This window comes from Marinicellulosiphila megalodicopiae, from assembly GCF_045862395.1.
Taxonomy (GTDB): domain Bacteria; phylum Pseudomonadota; class Gammaproteobacteria; order Pseudomonadales; family Natronospirillaceae; genus Marinicellulosiphila; species Marinicellulosiphila megalodicopiae.
In genome coordinates this window covers 3,409,777-3,427,959 of sequence record NZ_AP023087.1, presented here as the reverse complement: position 1 = coordinate 3,427,959, position 18,183 = coordinate 3,409,777, and the positions used below count along the sequence as shown (strand labels likewise).

Here is an 18,183-nt window from a genome sequence, read left to right as displayed (position 1 = left end):
AGTCACCAAGGATTCCATGACAAAGACATTTTACATTAACAACGATACGGCTGGCCCTAATCTAATTAACTTTTTTAACTTAATGGATGCACCTTCCGATGTACCTAATTTTGAAGATTTCAAAAGTGTTTTAATTAATGTTTTTGATGTATTGATTGAGAAATCAACAAGTAATAGTGAACATATTCTTCTACTTAAAGAAGAGTTAGTTGCCATAAATATATCAGGTTATATAAACGCTAAAAAAGTCATAGTAAAAAACTCAGTGGTCTATGATGCTTTCTTTTATACTTTAGAATTTCTTACAAAAGGAGCTAAGGTTTCTCAAGAAGATGTTTACATTGCATTGTTGAGTCATTTGATTTTTCCTTGTATTTATATCGATGAAATTCAATCAGAAACCACCAAATTATTTAATGCTAAAAGAAGAGAAAATTTCGCAGAATTATTGAGGCGATTACGTACTACCACTAACTCATTGGAAGGGAAATTATTACTAACAGAATGCAGTAAAAAATCAGATGGAAGTTTGTCTTGTATTGAACTATGTGAATTATTGAACAATATCAAAAAAAAGAGTAATGATAAGGATATTAAATCTTGGGCAATTAACTTCATTGATCTGGTTTCAATAAACCAATATTTGATGGGAAAAAAGCTGACACCATCAATTGCGCCTAAATTTGATGACAAATCTAAAAATCAAACTCCAAAAAAACGAAGTAATAACGATTTTACCCCGCAGAGAAAAGCGCCGAATAATGCAGAGGAAATAAGCCAAATAATCGTCGACAATGGAAGCAATACCAGTTCTCACACGCCTAACGACGATGGCAATTCAAAAACAACCTCAAAAAGAGACTTTTCAGTATTTAAAGGAGGTAACCTACTTGAGCCCATTCAACTATTTCAGCCCGATTGCCATAGACATACACTGCCATTAGCTTATGCCAAGCTATTGTTTGATTACCTTGTCGAAGACCCAACCAAAGAAAAGCTAGCAATATTAGTTTCTTTGCTAACAGGAGTGGATATCAGGGATTATGACAAGCTTTATTTTGTATCATCTATAGTTGAGATACCTGCCAATACTTATGAAAATGCATATATCTGCATGGATAGGTATTTTGTACATTACTCAAAGTTAGGCAAGTCATATTCTAGGGTATTAAGATGTGTGCCATGGGAATTCATTGATTTATTACAATGCCATTTAAATACTGACTTACAAAAGAGTTTAAGTGATCAATTAAATATTGAACAAAAACAGCTAAATAATGAAATAGCTAAGATAAGTCTTAAAATAGATAGATTTCCAACATTAAGCACCATCAGAGATTACCAGTTTTATCGACATTTACATCTATTTAAGGATGAGATTTTTTCGTACCACGTAACACCTTTTCATAGATTTCAAATTCATGATGGTATTTATTACGCCAGCTTTGAAAATAAACATATCTACAAAAGATCTCAACAGGTAATGAATGAGCTTACAGAATTTAATACATCAGTTGAATTATCCGATCATTTAAATTCAATAGTAGGCTCCAAAAAGAACAATGATACTAAACAAGTGAGTGAGTGGATTTCTAAGTTAAGAGGTGAGTTAAATACGAAAGCCAAACAAATTAAAAATGCGAGTGATTTAAGTGAGTACCATCTTGAATATAGTCTATTTACTATTATGCAACTTTCACTCATTAGTGGGCATAGACCTGTTAATAGTATGTTCGCTAGAAGGATCGATTTTATTGAAGATAATGCTTTATTCATTTGTGATAAAATTGTTGATGCAAGCCATGTTTCCAGGGTAGTTGCATTACCCGATATTACTACCAAGATACGTAAAGCTTACGATAATCATCTCGACAATTTAACAGCGCGAATTGGCTTAATCAAAAAAGATCTTGCAGATGAAATCAGATCTTCGATGAATCTTGAGTTTTGTAACATCCCTCAATTTTTTATGTTTGATAATACTTTTAATATTTGTGAAATACCTAAAAAGAAAGTTGATGAGTACTTCGCTAGAGTAAGTGTGGCTTCAAATATCTCACGCCATATTTTGTCTTCATATTTGATAAAAGAAGGATTAGATAGATTATATGTAAATTTTCAACTTGGCCATTATAGCAATGATACTGGCCCAATTTCGGAATTTTCGCCGTTAAGTATTGAACAGTTAACCCTTATAATTAAACCGATATTAAATAAATTTGTTAAAGATATTAGCCTTAGAGCTACAGTAGGTTGCAGGGCTAACCAAAGTATCCTTGAGGTATCATCAAATCAAACCAAACATATCCCATTTAATAAAAAGTTTGGTCCTAAATTAAGACTTTCACTCTACAAAAAAAAGGAAAAAGAGAGAAAATTAAATTTAAAAATAATTCTGAATTCTAATAATATAACAAATAAGCAACAACCCAAGGCGTCCCAAGTTAAAAAGTGCTTTGATAATTGTAGTAATTACGATAATCAACACAGGCTTTCAATCTCTTTAAAAAAATTGCTAAAACGATTCTCTAATCAACGAGGGTGGAACCTAGACTTGCCAACTTTAGGATATGAAGCATCTTCAAGGACCCGTTCACTTATATCGCTAAATAGCTCATATTTTGTTCAAAATTATGTAATTATTGAAGAAGCAATTAACCGAATAGACAATATCGAAAAAATTAAAAGTACCGCTCAAGCCTGGAGTTTTATTTATATTTCAGCATTGGTTCATGGAATAAAAGAAATTGATATTACCTCATTTAAAAAAATGATTTTAAAGCGACCTGAAATTATCGAGAATAACGTTTTTTTTGAATCTAAAAAATTTAGATGGTCACCTTCAGAAGGGTGGCTATTGCATTATTATTACTTATATCCATTGTTAGTGGATGTATCATTAGAGCAAATTTCAAATTCAATTCGAACCTGGCTTCATTATCAATCAAAATTTGTAAATTTAAACCTACCTCGCTCAATAAAAGAACTTAAACAAACTGTTAGTAACGGAATTCTCTACAGAAAGTCAGGGATGTACCAGTCGTATTTAAAGGGGACGACAATTAAAGATGTAAAAACAATTGGTTGGATTAGACAATTTTCGAAACAATGCCTATTTGAAAATAATGAATTTAATCAGAGTGAGCATAACCAAAGTAAACCATTAGAATCAGTAGAAAATATATTGGCCCAAGACAACCTTGTCTTTTTTTTGAAGGTAAAAGAAATAAATCGTTTAAAAATCGAAGATGTTGATAAAAAAAATAAATTAAGGGATGTATTCGAAGAATTTAAAGCTAACAAGCGAAGTTATTGGCCAAGTGTATTTTCATATTGGGGATTAGAACTTCTACAAAATGGTACCGTACAAACTAAAAGCATTGGAAGAATTATAACTTACCTCCTTTTTCATTATAAAAATATAACAGAGGTTTTTCAGTTTAAAGCAATATCGAATTTAAATGCAGAAAGTATTGAGGATGGATATGAAGATATACTGCAACGTTCAAAATTAAATGATTCTTCTTTAATTCTTAGAGAATTTCATAAATTTTATAAAAAAGAATTTTATTGTGTAGATATAAATTTTGATTTTAATACCGCTTCTATATCAAAAGATGTAAAAATTGATACTCTCTTTACAAGTCAAATTAAAATATTACAAGAGAAGTTTAAGAATAGTAGTGTTTTTACTGCATTTACTCTATTGCTTTGTGAAACTGGAATGCGAAGCAATGAACTAATTAATCTTTCAAAACAAGATATTGATTTTGAAAATGAATTAATTCATATTCGCTACAATAAGTTGAAAAAGGTAAAAACCACGCAGTCAAATCGATTTATAAACTTTGAAAACCTAACAACAAAATGCATACAATCATTAAAGGAAATATCATTAATAAATGGGCCACCTTCAAAAAAAATAACTCCATTTTTCTCAATCATGGGTAAGGAAATTGAGCCCTTATTGATCAACTTTACTAATCAATGTTCTTTATTTTTAGCATGTAATGTACATCTCCACATGTTTAGGCATTATGCAATCACTAAAAAAATAGCAATGGCCAAAACACCTAAAGATATTTGGGAAACCTCTTCTTTTTTTGGTCATAAATCGCCATTAATTACATTGAAAACTTATAGTCATGGAGTATTTGACAAGGTTGTTTATCATAAGATTTCTGACAAAAAAATTGCATTTCTATTAAAAGTTAATGAGCCGTTAATTCGACAATGGCGTAGAAGGGATAAAAATGTTAATCCAGACCTATCAAGTTTAGATTTATTTATCCGTTGCTTTGATAATTGGCATGAGTCTAAATATAAAGATATTCAATTCAATAATTCAATATCTAATTTTGAATTAAAGTTTGATTTAATTTCAGCTATTAAAGTAAATGAGTTAATAAATAAAGCTTACTCTGTAGACTTAATTCATCATATTACCGGTTTTTCACTTGAACTACTGACCAATTTTATAAAATTCATGAAAAACAATAGTGCAACAACTAAAATCAACATTAATTTTAATATTTCTAAATCAATTTATACACCAGTTCTAAGAAATCTAACTGAATTATCAGATCGTGAACTAAAAGAATTGCGTAGTATTTGGCAGTTATGTTTACGTAAAGATGGAAAATGGCACTTTGAAAGTATTGATCATTCAATTGAATTTATTCAATATATACAAAAGATTCATTCAGATGAACCAAGGTTTATAATATTCCAACCTAGGGCATTTACCGATAATGAGATTAAAAAATGGAGTAAAAACTTAAATTGTGAAATTAGAAAAATTGGTGGTGAAAAATCATTGTACAATAATGTACGCCCTAGGTCTGCAATACAAGTTGAAACAGAGGTGACACCTGTGTTTTCTGTTGATACACTCAAGGAACTTAATTTTTTAATTTTACTATTTTTTAGTCATAAAGAATCAATAGGAAGTATTTAATGGAAATTGTTAGAAAAAACCTTGTTAGTTTCACTACAATTGAAGACCTTAATATCCCTGATGGCATGTTAAACCGCACTGAAGAAGAAAAGAAACATAAGATATGCTCAAACTTTCATGATTTCTTTGACGCTGAAATCATGAAGTATATTAAGCTGCACAATTTAAAAAGAACATTTTATTCAAAATTCAATATTATGTCTTACCATATAAGAGATAATGGCTCTATTACGGTATTCTTTGCATTTATTATTGATGACGAACAAAATAACAAAAACCTTCCTATTGTCTCGAAAGAAGCAGTTACATTAAAATCTTTTTTTAATACAGTTATAGATGATTTTTATAAAATTTTACTTAGTTTGGAAAAAAGAGAACATAATCTAAAATCTAAAATTGATTGTTCAGATATAGAAACTGAAATAATAACAAAAATAGGTAAAAAACAAGTTTCTAAACTTCAGACTTATATTCATGAAAACACTATAACTGTATTCAATAGTGATAATGAAAAAAATGTAATAACTGCAACTGAAAAGAAACATGCAATACTATATGACAAAACCAAAGATATTGATTCAGTTGTCCAAAAAATACTTGGAGCAACATTTGATGGTACGAGAAATTCTGATTGTAGACTCCATTTATTAACACCTCAGAAAAAGGATTTAAGGGTTTCCAAGAGTGATTATAAGAAATTTCTGACTTCTGGTATTGAAGATTGCCTTTTAGATATTTATTACATACAAAAAAGTGATGGTATGTGTGAACTAATTAAATTTCACAAATCATCAATAGTGAATGAGCAAAATACAATCATATACTAAATACTACAGAGCGCATCCTTTAATTTTATTGAACCACGCACTCACTTTTCACTAGAGTGTGAATCATTCACACTTAAATCCCAATCACTAAAGTGCGAGCCATTCACACTTAAAATTTCCTGATAATTAACGCTTTTTTCACAATAAATACTTACTCCTCAAAAGAATTCTTTTCAGAAAAAATATTATAGTTAACAAATTTTAGAAAGATAATTTCAGAAATCACATTGAAAGCTTGCAAAATTTCCGCTCCAAAACCCTCAAAAATTGAGTTCTGTAATAACCATTAATCTCCATATATTCTTATATACAAGCTTAAAACAACATTAAAGAGCTTAAATATAACTTAACTTTATTGGAGCATGTATGACTTATTTAACAACAAACGAACTGTCCGAAAAAATAAAATACGAACCAAGAACCATTCGCAGTACTTTGAAGGATTCTGTACTAATAGAAGGCGTTCATTATATACGCCCTTTTGGTGGCCGTAAAACGCTTTATATCTGGGAGAAGGTTGAAGAAACAATGTTAGCCGGAAACACTGTTAGCGATTTAATTGCTGGTCTTCAATAAGGAGTTTGTAATGTCTAAAATCACTGAAAGAAACGGGCGATTAGTATTTGATTTTAACTTTCAAAACCAACGCTGTCGCGAGTTAACAAAGTTAGAAAGTACACCTGCTAATAAAAAAAGAGCAGAATCTATTTTGAAAAAAATAGACGCTGAAATTACCTTGGAAACCTTTGATTATAAAAAATATTTTCCTAAATCGAAAATGGCCGATAAATTGGAGGCTAAATCTTTGCAATTAGCAAAGAAATCATCCAATGAAATACCAACGTTCAAAGAGTTTTCAGAGCAATGGATATTCGAAATGTCGCCAAGCTGGAGAAGAACTTATGTCGGCACAGTTAATGGGAATTTTTATAAATATTTAATTCCAGAATTTGGTGACATGCACTTAGATCAAATTGCAAAAACTGATGTGCTCATGTACAGAAATAAACTGACTCAAATGCCTAATAAGTCTGGGGTACCTTTGGCTGCTGCGACTATAAATAAAAACATTACGTTGATGAAGTCAATTATGACGGAAGCAGCAGAGCGTTTTAATTTTAAATTTAACTTAACATCGGTAAAGCCTTTAAAGGGAGTAAAGCCGGATATCCAGCCGTTGTCTTTATCAGATATTACGAAGTTTCTTGAAATCGTAAGACCTGATTTTAAAGATTATTTCATAACACGCTTCTTTACAGGGATGCGATCAGGTGAAGTTAACGGCCTGCAATGGAAGCATATTGATTTTGAAAATAGGCAAATCATTGTAGAGCAAGCGTTAGGTGTATATGGGGTAGGCGATCCAAAAAATGAACATGCGTTTCGTGAAATTCATATGTGCGACTTAGTTTATGAGGCATTACTCAATCATAAAAAAACAATGAAGAAATTTGATGATTTTGTATTTTGTACAAGTATCGATACCCCTATATCAAATACCAATATCCACAATAGAATTTGGTTGCCAACATTAAAGTTACTTGGGTACTCACCTAGAAGACTTTATCAAACCAGACACACAGCCGCTTCATTATGGCTTGCATCTGGTGAAAGCCCAGAATGGATAGCAAGACAGCTAGGGCACAGTACAACTGAAATGTTATTTCGAATCTATTCGCGTTACGTGCCAAATGCACTAAGAACAGACGGACAGGCATTTAACAAATTAATTGAAGCTAACATCAAAAACAGCTTGGGTGAGGGGAAATAATATGTATATTTCAAATATCATAATTGAATCAAAAATGAAAAATCGTCGAATTGTAAAAGAAACAGCTATTAAATTAATTGCTCGCGTAGAAATTGTCGACTCACCACTATCGTGTTATTTAGTCGGCTATTCAGATACAACTCTCATTAATGCAGTTTCAAAGTGGTTAATTGATTTTTGGTTGATAGAAACAATTGAAGTACAAGATCAGTTTTTAAATGAATTAGTGGATGAATTAAAGCAGCTACTTACCAGCAATGCTCATAAACTTGAGATGCCATGGTTGATTGGTAGCTGATGGGCACTAAGGCTGTAAAGCGTACGGAGTGCGTTTTACAATCTATTGTTACTGTGTTTAAGGTGAGGACTTATTCGATCAACATATTTAGAGTGACATTGAGGGCGTCACTAATTTCATAGGCTCTCGCCAAGGTAATATTATTCTCACCGCGTTCAATTTTTCCCATATAACTCCGATCTATTCCACTTAAATGTGCAAAAGCCTCTTGTGATAATCCTTGTGACTTACGAGCTTCACGGACTTTTTGTCCAAACAACTTGATACGTTCATCAATCATTTAGTTATACCTCAAAAAAAGGTAGAACTATCATCAGTAAACGCATATCATTCCACGGCATATATTACCCATTTATGGCATTGGAATTTTAAAAATAGGAGATACAAACAATGAAATTAAAAAATATAAAAATGGCAGCAATATTCACAGGGATATTACTAACTCAAACCAGCTGTTTAGATGAATTTAACAACTCAGACGAATCACTAGAAAATCTGCCACCAAGTGCCAGTTTTTCAATTCAAAGTAGTCGACTGCTTTCCACTTCATCTGATACGAATACTGCAATAGCAGAACTTTCTTTTAGCTGGTCAATTGATGGGGATGAAATCGGAACTGGAAATGAATTACTTATTTCAGATGTTGAAATTTATGGCGAGCACAAAGTGACTTTGACGGTTTATGATGGCCAATATTTTGATGAGTTTTCGTTGATTGTAGATTTTGGAGAGCAAAATTCAAAATTTATGACGGTTAGTGACATGAAGGATATTGAAGAAGAATTCCTTACTCTTCTCCAAGAAAAATTAGATCAATCTAATGCGTTTTCTCCAGAACGATTTGATACTCCAGTACAATCAGATACAGATACAAGTTCAGAAATACCAGTTGAAACATATAAACAGGATGAGAATTATTTATCAGATGAGATTAGAGTAATTGATGGTGTAGATACTGTCTTTGTTACTTATGAATGCACTATTTCTGGTACATACACAACTAATTACACTGATAGTGACGACAGTTCAATAGAATTTAAATCCTGTTTTTCAGTATATGGACAGCATAGCTATGATATAGCGATTAATTCTATTACAGGTGAGGAAATCTACACTCTGAATGTTGATAGTGCTTCAGGTGAGGGGTTTGTGATTGAACTGGTAACTAATGAGGGTGAAGCAATCAGTTATAAAATTGAATTAGAAAATTCAGATGTTTATTTAGTGCAATTAATTGATAACATGGGTTATTCAGTTATGAAAAATAATGATATTTTTACAGTTGAAGCTTTGGACTTTCATTTAAAAAACACTAGCCAATGCGATTATTATCTAGAAATTAAATATACATTTAATGATCAAGAGCCATTGCTTGATATTACTTCTGGTGCTACGTTTCTAAAGAAAGCGCCCGATATAAGTAAATGTTTAAGTAACATAACTCATGAGGAATCAATGTTTTTTAATGAAAATAGAAAAACATTAAACTATGAATTAAACCTTGAATCTTCCGTCGATACTTTTGAAGCAACTTTTATTATTCAAAATTTGGAAAGTTATTACTCAGTTAGTATTACAGGTGATGCATATTCATATTCTGGAACATCTGGAGAATTTCATGATTATATTAGAGCAAGCCTCCTTGAGTCAGGTACTTATAACATTGAAATAACACTCGAAGATGATACTGCATATCCTGAAGTTTATTTTCAAATATACGCACCAGATAGTACTTTGACATTTATTGAGTAAATCAAAAGTTTAAAATGAACAGCCTTTATTTAAGGCTGTTCTATTCATATCCATCCAAGATCTAAATTCAAACTAAACACAACTCAAAATCCCCTCACGCTCAATAGCATACTCCGCATCATTCAATGTCGTACTCTGCCAAAGTTTAATCATAACCTTAAGCTGGAATTGCATCTTCTTAGGGCAACATCGGAATCGCTTTGTTTCCCGGTTTTGACGATATACCTCAATCGCGTTTAGTAACTCTAAACAAGCTTCTGATTTTTAGTTTCAAATACAATTAATTCACCATTAAACTCAACTTTAATGAAATCGATATTTTTACGTTCTTCAAAATACTAGTTTGTAATGGCTTTACAGGGAATTTGAATTTCATTAGTAGCACTGCCTGTTGGGTAAAGTATTACATGTTTATTTGTCACCAGTACAAAATTTCTTTTTACCGAATAACCGGTTATTAAAATCTGCTGACTCAATAACTCGCTCACCTTCTTGTATACGGCTGCCTTTAAAAAAATATAATAGTGAATTTACCTTGTCCATAACGTTCTTCTAAAATTTAAACTAGCCTCGCCTTGAGGCGGTTTAAATATAGTTGATGTTTTAATTTTTCAATAATGTTTGAGGTGTTGAAGATGATTAATAAAATATTAATTTTTGGAGTGATTAGAACACCCGACAAAACATAATTTGACTCACACATTAAACATGTATGTGACGGGTTTGTTATGTATTTTAGTAACGTTTCTGACTTAATTTGAATGCCAAAGTAAGTACTTCATTAAATCTTGGATAAAGTTCAACTTATTACTAACACTATGTTCTATCAATCCACTTTGCTACAATCCCCCTCCTAAAAAACAATGAATTCGCATAGGGACTGAGTATGCAATTGGTAAGTTGGATTGGCGCAACAGATCTAAGATTTATGACCGAAGACCTAGATCAAGCAGGGCCTATCGGTAAGTTGATTGCTAATATGCAATTTACTCATTTGAATCTACTGGTTAACTACCCCCCAGAACAAACCAAGCCATATAAAGAATGGCTTGCAGCTAACACTCAATCCAAATTAAACATCAAACAAGCTAAGTTAAAGACACCTACTGACTTTAACGATATTTACTTAGCCGCTGACAAATTGTTATCTCAATTAAGTGAAGCCAATGAAGAAATCGCGGTTTTATTAAGCCCAGGCACTCCAGCGATGCAGGCAATTTGGATTTTGTTAGGTAAAACCAAATACGATGTCACCTTTTATCAAGTCAGCAGAGAGCAAGGCATCGAGCAAGTTGAAGTACCTTTTGAGATTTCTGCCGAATTCATTCCCAAAACCCTCAGTACATTATCCAAACAAGCTTTTGGTGAAGTCGATCGATTATCGGCCTTTGATGCCATTGTGACGCAAAATGCACAGTTAATAGAGCTCAAAGAAAAAGCCGCCATTCTAGCCGGTACTGATTTTCCAGTATTAATATATGGTGAGTCCGGCACTGGTAAAGAGTTATTCGCAACCGCCATCCACAACGCAAGTAACCGTAACGTCAAAAACCTAATCACAGTAAACTGCGGAGCCATCCCCGAAGAGTTAATTGACTCTCTATTATTTGGACACAAAAAAGGCGCGTTTACAGGGGCAATTGCCGACAAACAAGGGTTTTTCCAGCAAGCAAATGGCGGAACATTATTTTTAGACGAATTTGGAGAATTACCCGAATCCGTACAAGTTCGATTACTGCGAGTGTTACAATCGGGCGAGTTAACTAAAGTTGGCGATAATAAAACAGAAAAAGTAAAAGTCAGAATCATTGCTGCAACCAATAAAGACTTAATGCAAGAAGTCGCACAAGGCCGATTCCGTGAAGATTTATTCTATCGAGTTGCTGTAGGTGTATTAAAATTACCACCTATTAGAGAGCGCAAAGGCGACCTCACGTTATTAGCCGATAAACTCTTGGCCGATATCTACTCAACAATGCACAATCACAATAGTAAGAAAATTTCTGTTAAAGCAAGAAATTTTATCCTAAAACAGTATTGGCGTGGTAATGTACGAGAGTTACAATCAACATTAATGCGAGCAGCACTATGGTCGCAAACCAAAGAAATATCATTAAAAGACATTGAAAATGCAATGTTGATCATACAAGACAAACCATCGGATATTTTAGGACGTGAAATAGCTGAAGGCCTTGATTTACATAGCGTAATGGGCGAAGTAGTCAAACACTATATTCCCCGCGCAATGGCAATATCAAACGAAAACAAAACAAAAGCAGCAAAATTATTAGGACTTCCAAACTACCAGACACTGGGCAATTGGATTGAAAAATACGAAGTAAAATAAACTTTGGCACAGTCCTAGCAATAGGGCGGATATGAAAAGAATAAAATTTATGAAATCAATAAACTTCGAACACATACGACCTCACTGGGAAGACTTGGCAAATTTATGTGGCCATGCAGAATCGTATGTAAATAGTGACCCTCAAAGTGCACTAATTAAATTGCGCTGCTTTGCTGAGCAATTAGTTGGTGAAGTGTATACATTATTTAATTTGCCACTAGTGCCAGGTAAAAATTTTATAGATCGTTTGCAAAGTAATGACTTTGAAGCATCAGTTGGCGATCGCGCTATTTTAGACAAACTTCACGCTATTCGAAAAAGAGGCAACCGAGCAGCACATGAAGGTAAAATCACGCAAGGTGATCCTTTGTGGTTACTTAAAGAAGCACACATATTAAGTTGCTGGTTATTATTAACCACGCAAAAAGGCACAGCAGCCGACTTAAAGCCATTTGTTACTCCCTTACAAGATCAACCAAAAAACACAGACACTCAAGACGCCGAGCATAATAAGCGTTTAAAAAGTGCTTTAGTTGAACTTGATTCCATCAAAAAGGCTCAGCAAAAAGCGGCATTGGAGAACTCAAAACTCAAACAGCAATTAAGTGAACTTGAGCAACAAGCCAATCTTAAAAATAACCAACATGTCAGCCAGCAAGCCATCAGTCATTTAGAATTAAATGAAGCTGAAACACGTCGTAAATTAATTGATACCGACTTACACAGCGCAGGTTGGGATATCGACTTAATTAATAGCGAAGCCAGTACAGAGCAAGTCAGTAGAGAATATAAAGTAAGCGACCAACCCACACCTTCAGGCATCGGTTATTGCGATTACGTTCTATGGGACGACAACGGAAAACCATTAGCCGTAATTGAAGCAAAGCGCACAAGAGAAAGCGCAGAAAAAGGCCGCCAACAAGCCGTAATTTACGCCGACGCACTAGAAAAACAATGTGGTCAACGTCCAGTTGTATTTTATACAAACGGCAAAGAAATCTACATTTTAGATGACGCGCAAGAATACGGTTCAAGAAAACTTTATGGTTTTTATAGCAAAGACAGTTTGCAATATTTAATTCGCCAAAGACAGCACCGTAAAGACTTACTCACAACTCCAATCAACACAGAAATTGCAGGGCGTGATTACCAAATAGAAACCATCACCCGTGTCTGTGAAAGATTCACAAACAATCACCGCAAAGCCTTAGTAGTGCAAGCAACCGGAACAGGTAAAACCCGTGTATCCATCGCACTAACCAAACGTATGTTAGACGCAGGTTGGACAAAACGCATATTGTTTTTATGTGACCGCAAAGAATTACGCAAGCAAGCAGGCAACGCTTATAAAGAATTTCTTTCAGAACCAGTCTATGTGGTCGGTAAATCTAAAAAACACGACATGCATAATGCAAGAATCTACATAGCAACCTATCCGGGTATGCTAAAAATAATGCAAAAATTTGACCCGGGTTATTTTGATTTAATCATTGCCGATGAATCTCATCGCTCAATTTATAATGTGTTTGGCGACATCTTCAAATATTTTGATGCTATTCAAGTAGGGTTAACCGCAACTCCCGTTGAAATGGTCAGCCGCTCTACAACTGAGTTATTTGGTTGTGACTACAAAATGCCAACCGCTAACTACCCATTAGACCAAGCAGTAGCCGACAAAAACTTAGTCCCTTTTAAAGTCGTAAGTTTTACCACGCAATTTTTACGTGACGGTATAAATGGTAAATCATTAAACGATGAGCAAATCGCCGCATTAGAAGATCAAGGCATCGATCCAAACGACTTAGAGTTTGATGCAAAAACAATTGACGAAGCTGTATACAACAAAGGCACAAACCGCGAAATTCTAAAAAATCTAATGACTCGCGGTTTATGCATGGCAGACGGCCAAACGTTAGGCAAAACCATTATTTTTGCAAGAAACATCAAACACGCAGAAATTCTTGCCAAATTATTTTCAGAAATGTACCCAGAATACGGCAGTAATTTTTGTCAGGTCATTCACTCAAAATTTGAACGTGCCGAAGAATTAATTGATGATTTTAAATTAACAGAAGACAGCCCTAAAAAAGTCACCATCGCGGTATCCGTTGACATGTTAGACACCGGTATCGATGTACCAGAGGCGTTGAACTTAGTGTTCGCAAAACCCATCAAATCAAAAGTGAAATTTTGGCAAATGGTAGGTCGTGGAACACGTTTATGCAAAGATTTATTTGGCCCAGGAAAAGACAAAGAGAAATTCTTAATTTTTGATCACTGGAATAATTTCGATTACTTTGCATTAGATCACGAAGACGACGATGCAAGACCCGTTAAATCAATCAGCCAAAAATTATTTGAAGCAAGGGTTAACTTTGCCGATGTTGCGTTACATAAAGCAAAATTAAAAGAGTTTTATGCAGTCATCGATTTAATCAAAAACGACATCGACGCCCTTGATGATAATTGCATTGCCATTAAAGACAACTGGCGCATAAAACAAAACTATCAAAATATAGAATTACTTAAACAATTCGCCCCATCAACTAAAAAAGCATTATTAGAAGACGTCGCACCTCTAATGCGTTGGAGTAATGTACAGGGTAAATCCGAAGCCATTAAGTGGGACATTGAAATGACCCAGACACAATTAGCCCAGCTTCAAAATAAAGATCAATACAATGAGTTAACTACACTAGCAAAAAATAAACTCAGCAAAATGTCCATGCACTTAAATCAAGTCAGACAAAAAGCGCAAACAATCGAAAAAGTACAACAAGATGAATTTTGGGAAACCGCAGACTTCCAAACAATAGAACTAACAAGAATTGCACTAAGAGACATCATTCATCTTCGAGAAAAAGACACCATCAATATCGATTACCTAGAAAAAATAATCGACATTCCAGAGAATGAACACGAATTCGAAATCAAAGAAAAGCAAAGTAATATTCGTAATGTTGATTATGAAATATACAGACAGCAAGTTGAAAAAACACTTCAACCCTTATTTGCTGACAGCCCAGTTTTACAAAAAATTCGAGCAGGCGACCCAGTGACCCAAGCAGAACTTGATCAGTTAAACTCGTTGCTTCACATGCAAAACGCTCAAATTGATTTATCCATGCTTAAACAGTTTTTTCCTCAATCCATTGCGGATGTCGATCAATTATTACGCACAATAGTAGGTTTAGACAGCACCGCAATTGATTTGAAATTTCAGGACTTTATTCAAAAGCATCACATTGGCTTAAATTCAGTTCAACAACGCTTTTTAGCCCTACTAAAAAACGAAATATGCGATACTGGCCAAATCAGCATACACCGATTATACGAAGCGCCATTTACCACCTTACATAGAGATGGTATCGACGGTTTGTTTAAAGACGAACACGCACATTTAATCGCCGATTTTGTAGCAGGATTTGCTGTAAAAACAGGCACTAAAGAATCAAACATTCAAGTCACCGACTAAATTAAAATTAAGCTTATTTAAGCCACATTAAAAAGAAGAGAAGTAAATGATTACAAGCCAACTAAAAAGCAAAATCGACAAATTATGGGAAGAGTTCTGGACCGGTGGTATCACCAATCCATTAACCGTCATCGAGCAAGTCACGTTTTTAATGTATGCCCGTTTATTAGACATGAACGAAACCACAGACGAAAAACGCGCAGCACGTACAAAGCAATCTTTTAATTCTAGGTTTACAGAAGACCAGCAACATTTACGCTGGCAGAACCTGATACATGTTGAATCAGCCGATCAGCTTTTTTTAGTGGTACGCGACGAATTATTTCCATACTTCAAACAAACCGCATCCAGTGATTCGTTATTTGGCGAATTCATGAAAGACGCACAATTCATGTTGCAAAAACCCTCACTTTTGGTCAAAGCCGTAAGCATGATTAACGAATTGCCCTTAGACAAAAGCGACACCAAAGGCGATTTATACGAATACCTATTAAGTAAATTAACCACCGCAGGCATCAACGGTCAATTTCGTACACCACGCCACATCATCCGTGCAATTGTCGATTTAATGGACCCAAGCGCAACCGATCGTATTTGTGACCCAGCCTGTGGTACAGCTGGTTTCTTAAGCACTGTGTACGAATTCATGCTCGAAAAATACAGCTCTGAAGACGGCACCATTCAAGAAACCACAGTAGACGACAAAGGCGTAGAATCCAAACAAACCATCTACACAGGAGACCTGTTAACTCCCCATCGCAAACACATAGACACCGACATGTTTCACGGGTTTGATTTTGATGCCACCATGCTACGAATAGCCGCCATGAACTTAGTCATGCACGGCGTAGCAGAACCCGACATTCATTATCAAGACACCCTAAGCCAGCGCTTTAGCGAAAAATTTCCAAACGAAGCCAAAGAAGGGTTTGATTTAATCTTAGCCAACCCACCTTTTAAAGGCAGCCTAGACGACGAAGACGTCGCACCCGAATTATTACGCACCGTTAAAACCAAAAAAACAGAATTATTATTCACAGCATTAATATTACGCATGTTAAAAATTGGTGGCCGCGCCGCAGTCATCGTACCCGACGGCGTATTATTTGGTTCATCAAAAGCCCATCAACAACTACGAGAAGAGCTAATCGAAAACAACCAACTCGAAGGCATCATCAGTTTACCTAGCGGTGTCTTCAAACCTTATGCAGGTGTCAGCACCGCCATCATGTTATTCACCAAAGGTGGCACCACCGAGCGAGTTTGGTTTTACGATTTACAAGCCGATGGGTTTTCTCTTGACGATAAAAGAACTGAACTAAAAGGCGAAAACAGTAACGACTTACCCGACGCTATTTCAAAGTGGAAACAATATCGCAAGTTAGTAGAAAGCAACGCGACAGCCAATAAAATAAACAAAGCCTTTGGTGACAAACAACAACAGGCTTTTGTAGTCGACAAAAAAGACATCGTCAGCAATAAATACGATCTTTCGATTAACCGCTACAAAGAAGTGGTTTATACAGAAGAAGTATTTGAATCGCCTAAAGTGATTTTGAAAAAATTAAAAGCATTGGAAAATGATATTTTAAAAGATTTGAATGAATTAGAGGCAATGTTGTAATGCCTTCATCAAACATTACCCCCTCACATTTGACAAAAGACAAAGACTATAAAAGTTGGTTAACCCAACTTAAAAAAACGTTTGTGCAAACACGTTTACAAGCATCGGTGCGAGTGAACCAAGAGTTGTTACAATTCTATTGGCAGTTAGGTGAGCAAATTGTTGAAAAACAACAAAGCAGTACCTGGGGCGACGGATTTTTAAACCAACTCAGCCAAGATTTAATGCATGAATTCCCTGATATTAAAGGCTTTTCTGTGCGTAATTTAAAATACATACGCCAGTGGTGTGTATTTTGGTCAGCCTCCCCTTTAATTGGGCAACAAGCTGTTGCCCAATTATGTCAAATTCCTTGGGGTCACAATATCGCCATCATCAGTAAATGCCAAAGCGATCAAGAAGCGCATTTTTATATCACAAACACACAAAAACAAGGCTGGAGTCGAACCGTATTAATTCATCAAATTGAATCGGGTTTATACCAGCGTAAAGCAAATGCAATCACCAACTTTGAACAAACCTTACCACCGCTACAATCGGATTTAGCCAAACAAAGCCTTAAAGACCCTTATGTGTTTGACTTTTTAAGTTTAACGGACAATTACAACGAGCGAGAACTTGAAAAAGGGTTGGTCAAACACATCACTCAATTCTTATTAGAATTAGGCGCTGGCTTTGCGTACATGGGCAGACAGGTACCCGTAAATGTGGGAGAAAAAGACTTCTACCTAGATTTATTGTTTTACCATACCCAGCTGCATTGTTACGTGGTAATCGAATTAAAAACCACCGAATTCGAACCCGAGCACGCGGGCAAACTCAACTTTTACATCAACGCAGTAGACGCCCAATTAAAAAAAGACAACGACCAAGCCACCGTAGGTTTATTGCTTTGCCGTAAAAAAGACAAGCTCGTTGCCGAATATGCATTAAAAGGCATTGAGACACCCATCGGAGTGTCAGAATACCAACTCACCCAAGCCCTACCAGACAATTTAAAAACAAGCTTGCCGAGTATTGAAGTGATAGAACAAGAATTAGCAAAAGAATTAGGGGACGAAGATGAGCAATAAATTTAAAGATAGTTTGATTGGGGTGATGGAATTTGAAATGGACATTCAGGGGTTGAAGA

General features: G+C 34.8%; 11 protein-coding genes. 10 read left to right on the top strand and 1 reads right to left on the bottom strand.

All coding sequences use genetic code 11. The features are described from left to right. Positions 1-16 precede the first annotated feature (16 nt). The 5 genes from TYM08_RS14630 (at position 17) to TYM08_RS14610 (ending at position 7,853) form a co-directional block, all read left to right on the top strand. Complete coding sequence (locus TYM08_RS14630) at positions 17-4,957, top strand: tyrosine-type recombinase/integrase (protein ID WP_422379891.1); 4,941 nt, start codon at positions 17-19, stop codon at positions 4,955-4,957. Further along, positions 4,957-5,784, top strand: coding sequence for a hypothetical protein (locus TYM08_RS14625; RefSeq protein ID WP_422379890.1), 828 nt, complete (start codon positions 4,957-4,959; stop codon positions 5,782-5,784). Before TYM08_RS14630 ends, TYM08_RS14625 begins: the two co-directional genes overlap by 1 nt. 366 nt (positions 5,785-6,150) lie before the next feature. Beyond that, positions 6,151-6,360: a hypothetical protein gene (locus TYM08_RS14620; protein WP_422379889.1), complete on the top strand. Its 210-nt coding sequence runs from the start codon at positions 6,151-6,153 to the stop codon at positions 6,358-6,360. A gap of 10 nt (positions 6,361-6,370) precedes the next feature. After that, the gene (locus tag TYM08_RS14615) at positions 6,371-7,555 is read left to right on the top strand and encodes an Arm DNA-binding domain-containing protein (protein WP_422379888.1); all 1,185 of its coding nucleotides are present in this window, start codon (positions 6,371-6,373) and stop codon (positions 7,553-7,555) included. Position 7,556: 1 nt separating this feature from the next. Continuing rightward, positions 7,557-7,853 carry a hypothetical protein gene (locus TYM08_RS14610; RefSeq protein WP_422379887.1) on the top strand — a complete coding sequence of 99 codons (297 nt, stop codon included), beginning with the start codon at positions 7,557-7,559 and terminating at the stop codon, positions 7,851-7,853. A gap of 70 nt (positions 7,854-7,923) precedes the next feature. Here TYM08_RS14610 and TYM08_RS14605 read toward each other — a convergent pair whose 3' ends face one another. Further along, the gene (locus TYM08_RS14605) at positions 7,924-8,133 is read right to left on the bottom strand and encodes a helix-turn-helix domain-containing protein (protein ID WP_422379886.1); all 210 of its coding nucleotides are present in this window, start codon (positions 8,131-8,133) and stop codon (positions 7,924-7,926) included. A gap of 131 nt (positions 8,134-8,264) precedes the next feature. On the opposite strand from TYM08_RS14605, the gene TYM08_RS14600 reads away from it, so the two are divergent. The 5 genes from TYM08_RS14600 (at position 8,265) to TYM08_RS14580 (ending at position 18,124) form a co-directional block, all read left to right on the top strand. Beyond that, a complete protein-coding gene (locus TYM08_RS14600; RefSeq protein WP_422379885.1) occupies positions 8,265-9,605 on the top strand; it encodes a hypothetical protein in 1,341 nt (446 codons plus the stop codon). A gap of 886 nt (positions 9,606-10,491) precedes the next feature. Next, entirely contained in the window at positions 10,492-11,952 is a 1,461-nt protein-coding gene (locus TYM08_RS14595; protein WP_422379884.1) for a sigma-54 interaction domain-containing protein, read from the top strand. Positions 11,953-12,001: 49 nt separating this feature from the next. Then, positions 12,002-15,427, top strand: coding sequence for a DEAD/DEAH box helicase family protein (locus tag TYM08_RS14590; protein ID WP_422379883.1), 3,426 nt, complete (start codon positions 12,002-12,004; stop codon positions 15,425-15,427). Between the two features lie 46 nt (positions 15,428-15,473). Continuing rightward, on the top strand, positions 15,474-17,051 hold the full coding sequence (locus TYM08_RS14585) for a type I restriction-modification system subunit M (protein WP_422379882.1): 1,578 nt from the start codon (positions 15,474-15,476) through the stop codon (positions 17,049-17,051). Continuing rightward, positions 17,051-18,124 carry a PDDEXK nuclease domain-containing protein gene (locus TYM08_RS14580; RefSeq protein WP_422379881.1) on the top strand — a complete coding sequence of 358 codons (1,074 nt, stop codon included), beginning with the start codon at positions 17,051-17,053 and terminating at the stop codon, positions 18,122-18,124. Before TYM08_RS14585 ends, TYM08_RS14580 begins: the two co-directional genes overlap by 1 nt. Positions 18,125-18,183 lie beyond the last annotated feature (59 nt).

Bases quoted from the DNA above. Each gene is read 5' to 3' on its own strand.
- TYM08_RS14630 (WP_422379891.1), top strand. From the start codon at position 17: ATGACAAAGACATTTTACATTAACAACGATACGGCTGGCCCTAATCTA.
- TYM08_RS14625 (WP_422379890.1), top strand. From the start codon at position 4,957: ATGGAAATTGTTAGAAAAAACCTTGTTAGTTTCACTACAATTGAAGAC.
- TYM08_RS14620 (WP_422379889.1), top strand. From the start codon at position 6,151: ATGACTTATTTAACAACAAACGAACTGTCCGAAAAAATAAAATACGAA.
- TYM08_RS14615 (WP_422379888.1), top strand. From the start codon at position 6,371: ATGTCTAAAATCACTGAAAGAAACGGGCGATTAGTATTTGATTTTAAC.
- TYM08_RS14610 (WP_422379887.1), top strand. From the start codon at position 7,557: ATGTATATTTCAAATATCATAATTGAATCAAAAATGAAAAATCGTCGA.
- TYM08_RS14605 (WP_422379886.1), bottom strand. From the start codon at position 8,133: ATGATTGATGAACGTATCAAGTTGTTTGGACAAAAAGTCCGTGAAGCT.
- TYM08_RS14600 (WP_422379885.1), top strand. From the start codon at position 8,265: ATGGCAGCAATATTCACAGGGATATTACTAACTCAAACCAGCTGTTTA.
- TYM08_RS14595 (WP_422379884.1), top strand. From the start codon at position 10,492: ATGCAATTGGTAAGTTGGATTGGCGCAACAGATCTAAGATTTATGACC.
- TYM08_RS14590 (WP_422379883.1), top strand. From the start codon at position 12,002: ATGAAATCAATAAACTTCGAACACATACGACCTCACTGGGAAGACTTG.
- TYM08_RS14585 (WP_422379882.1), top strand. From the start codon at position 15,474: ATGATTACAAGCCAACTAAAAAGCAAAATCGACAAATTATGGGAAGAG.
- TYM08_RS14580 (WP_422379881.1), top strand. From the start codon at position 17,051: ATGCCTTCATCAAACATTACCCCCTCACATTTGACAAAAGACAAAGAC.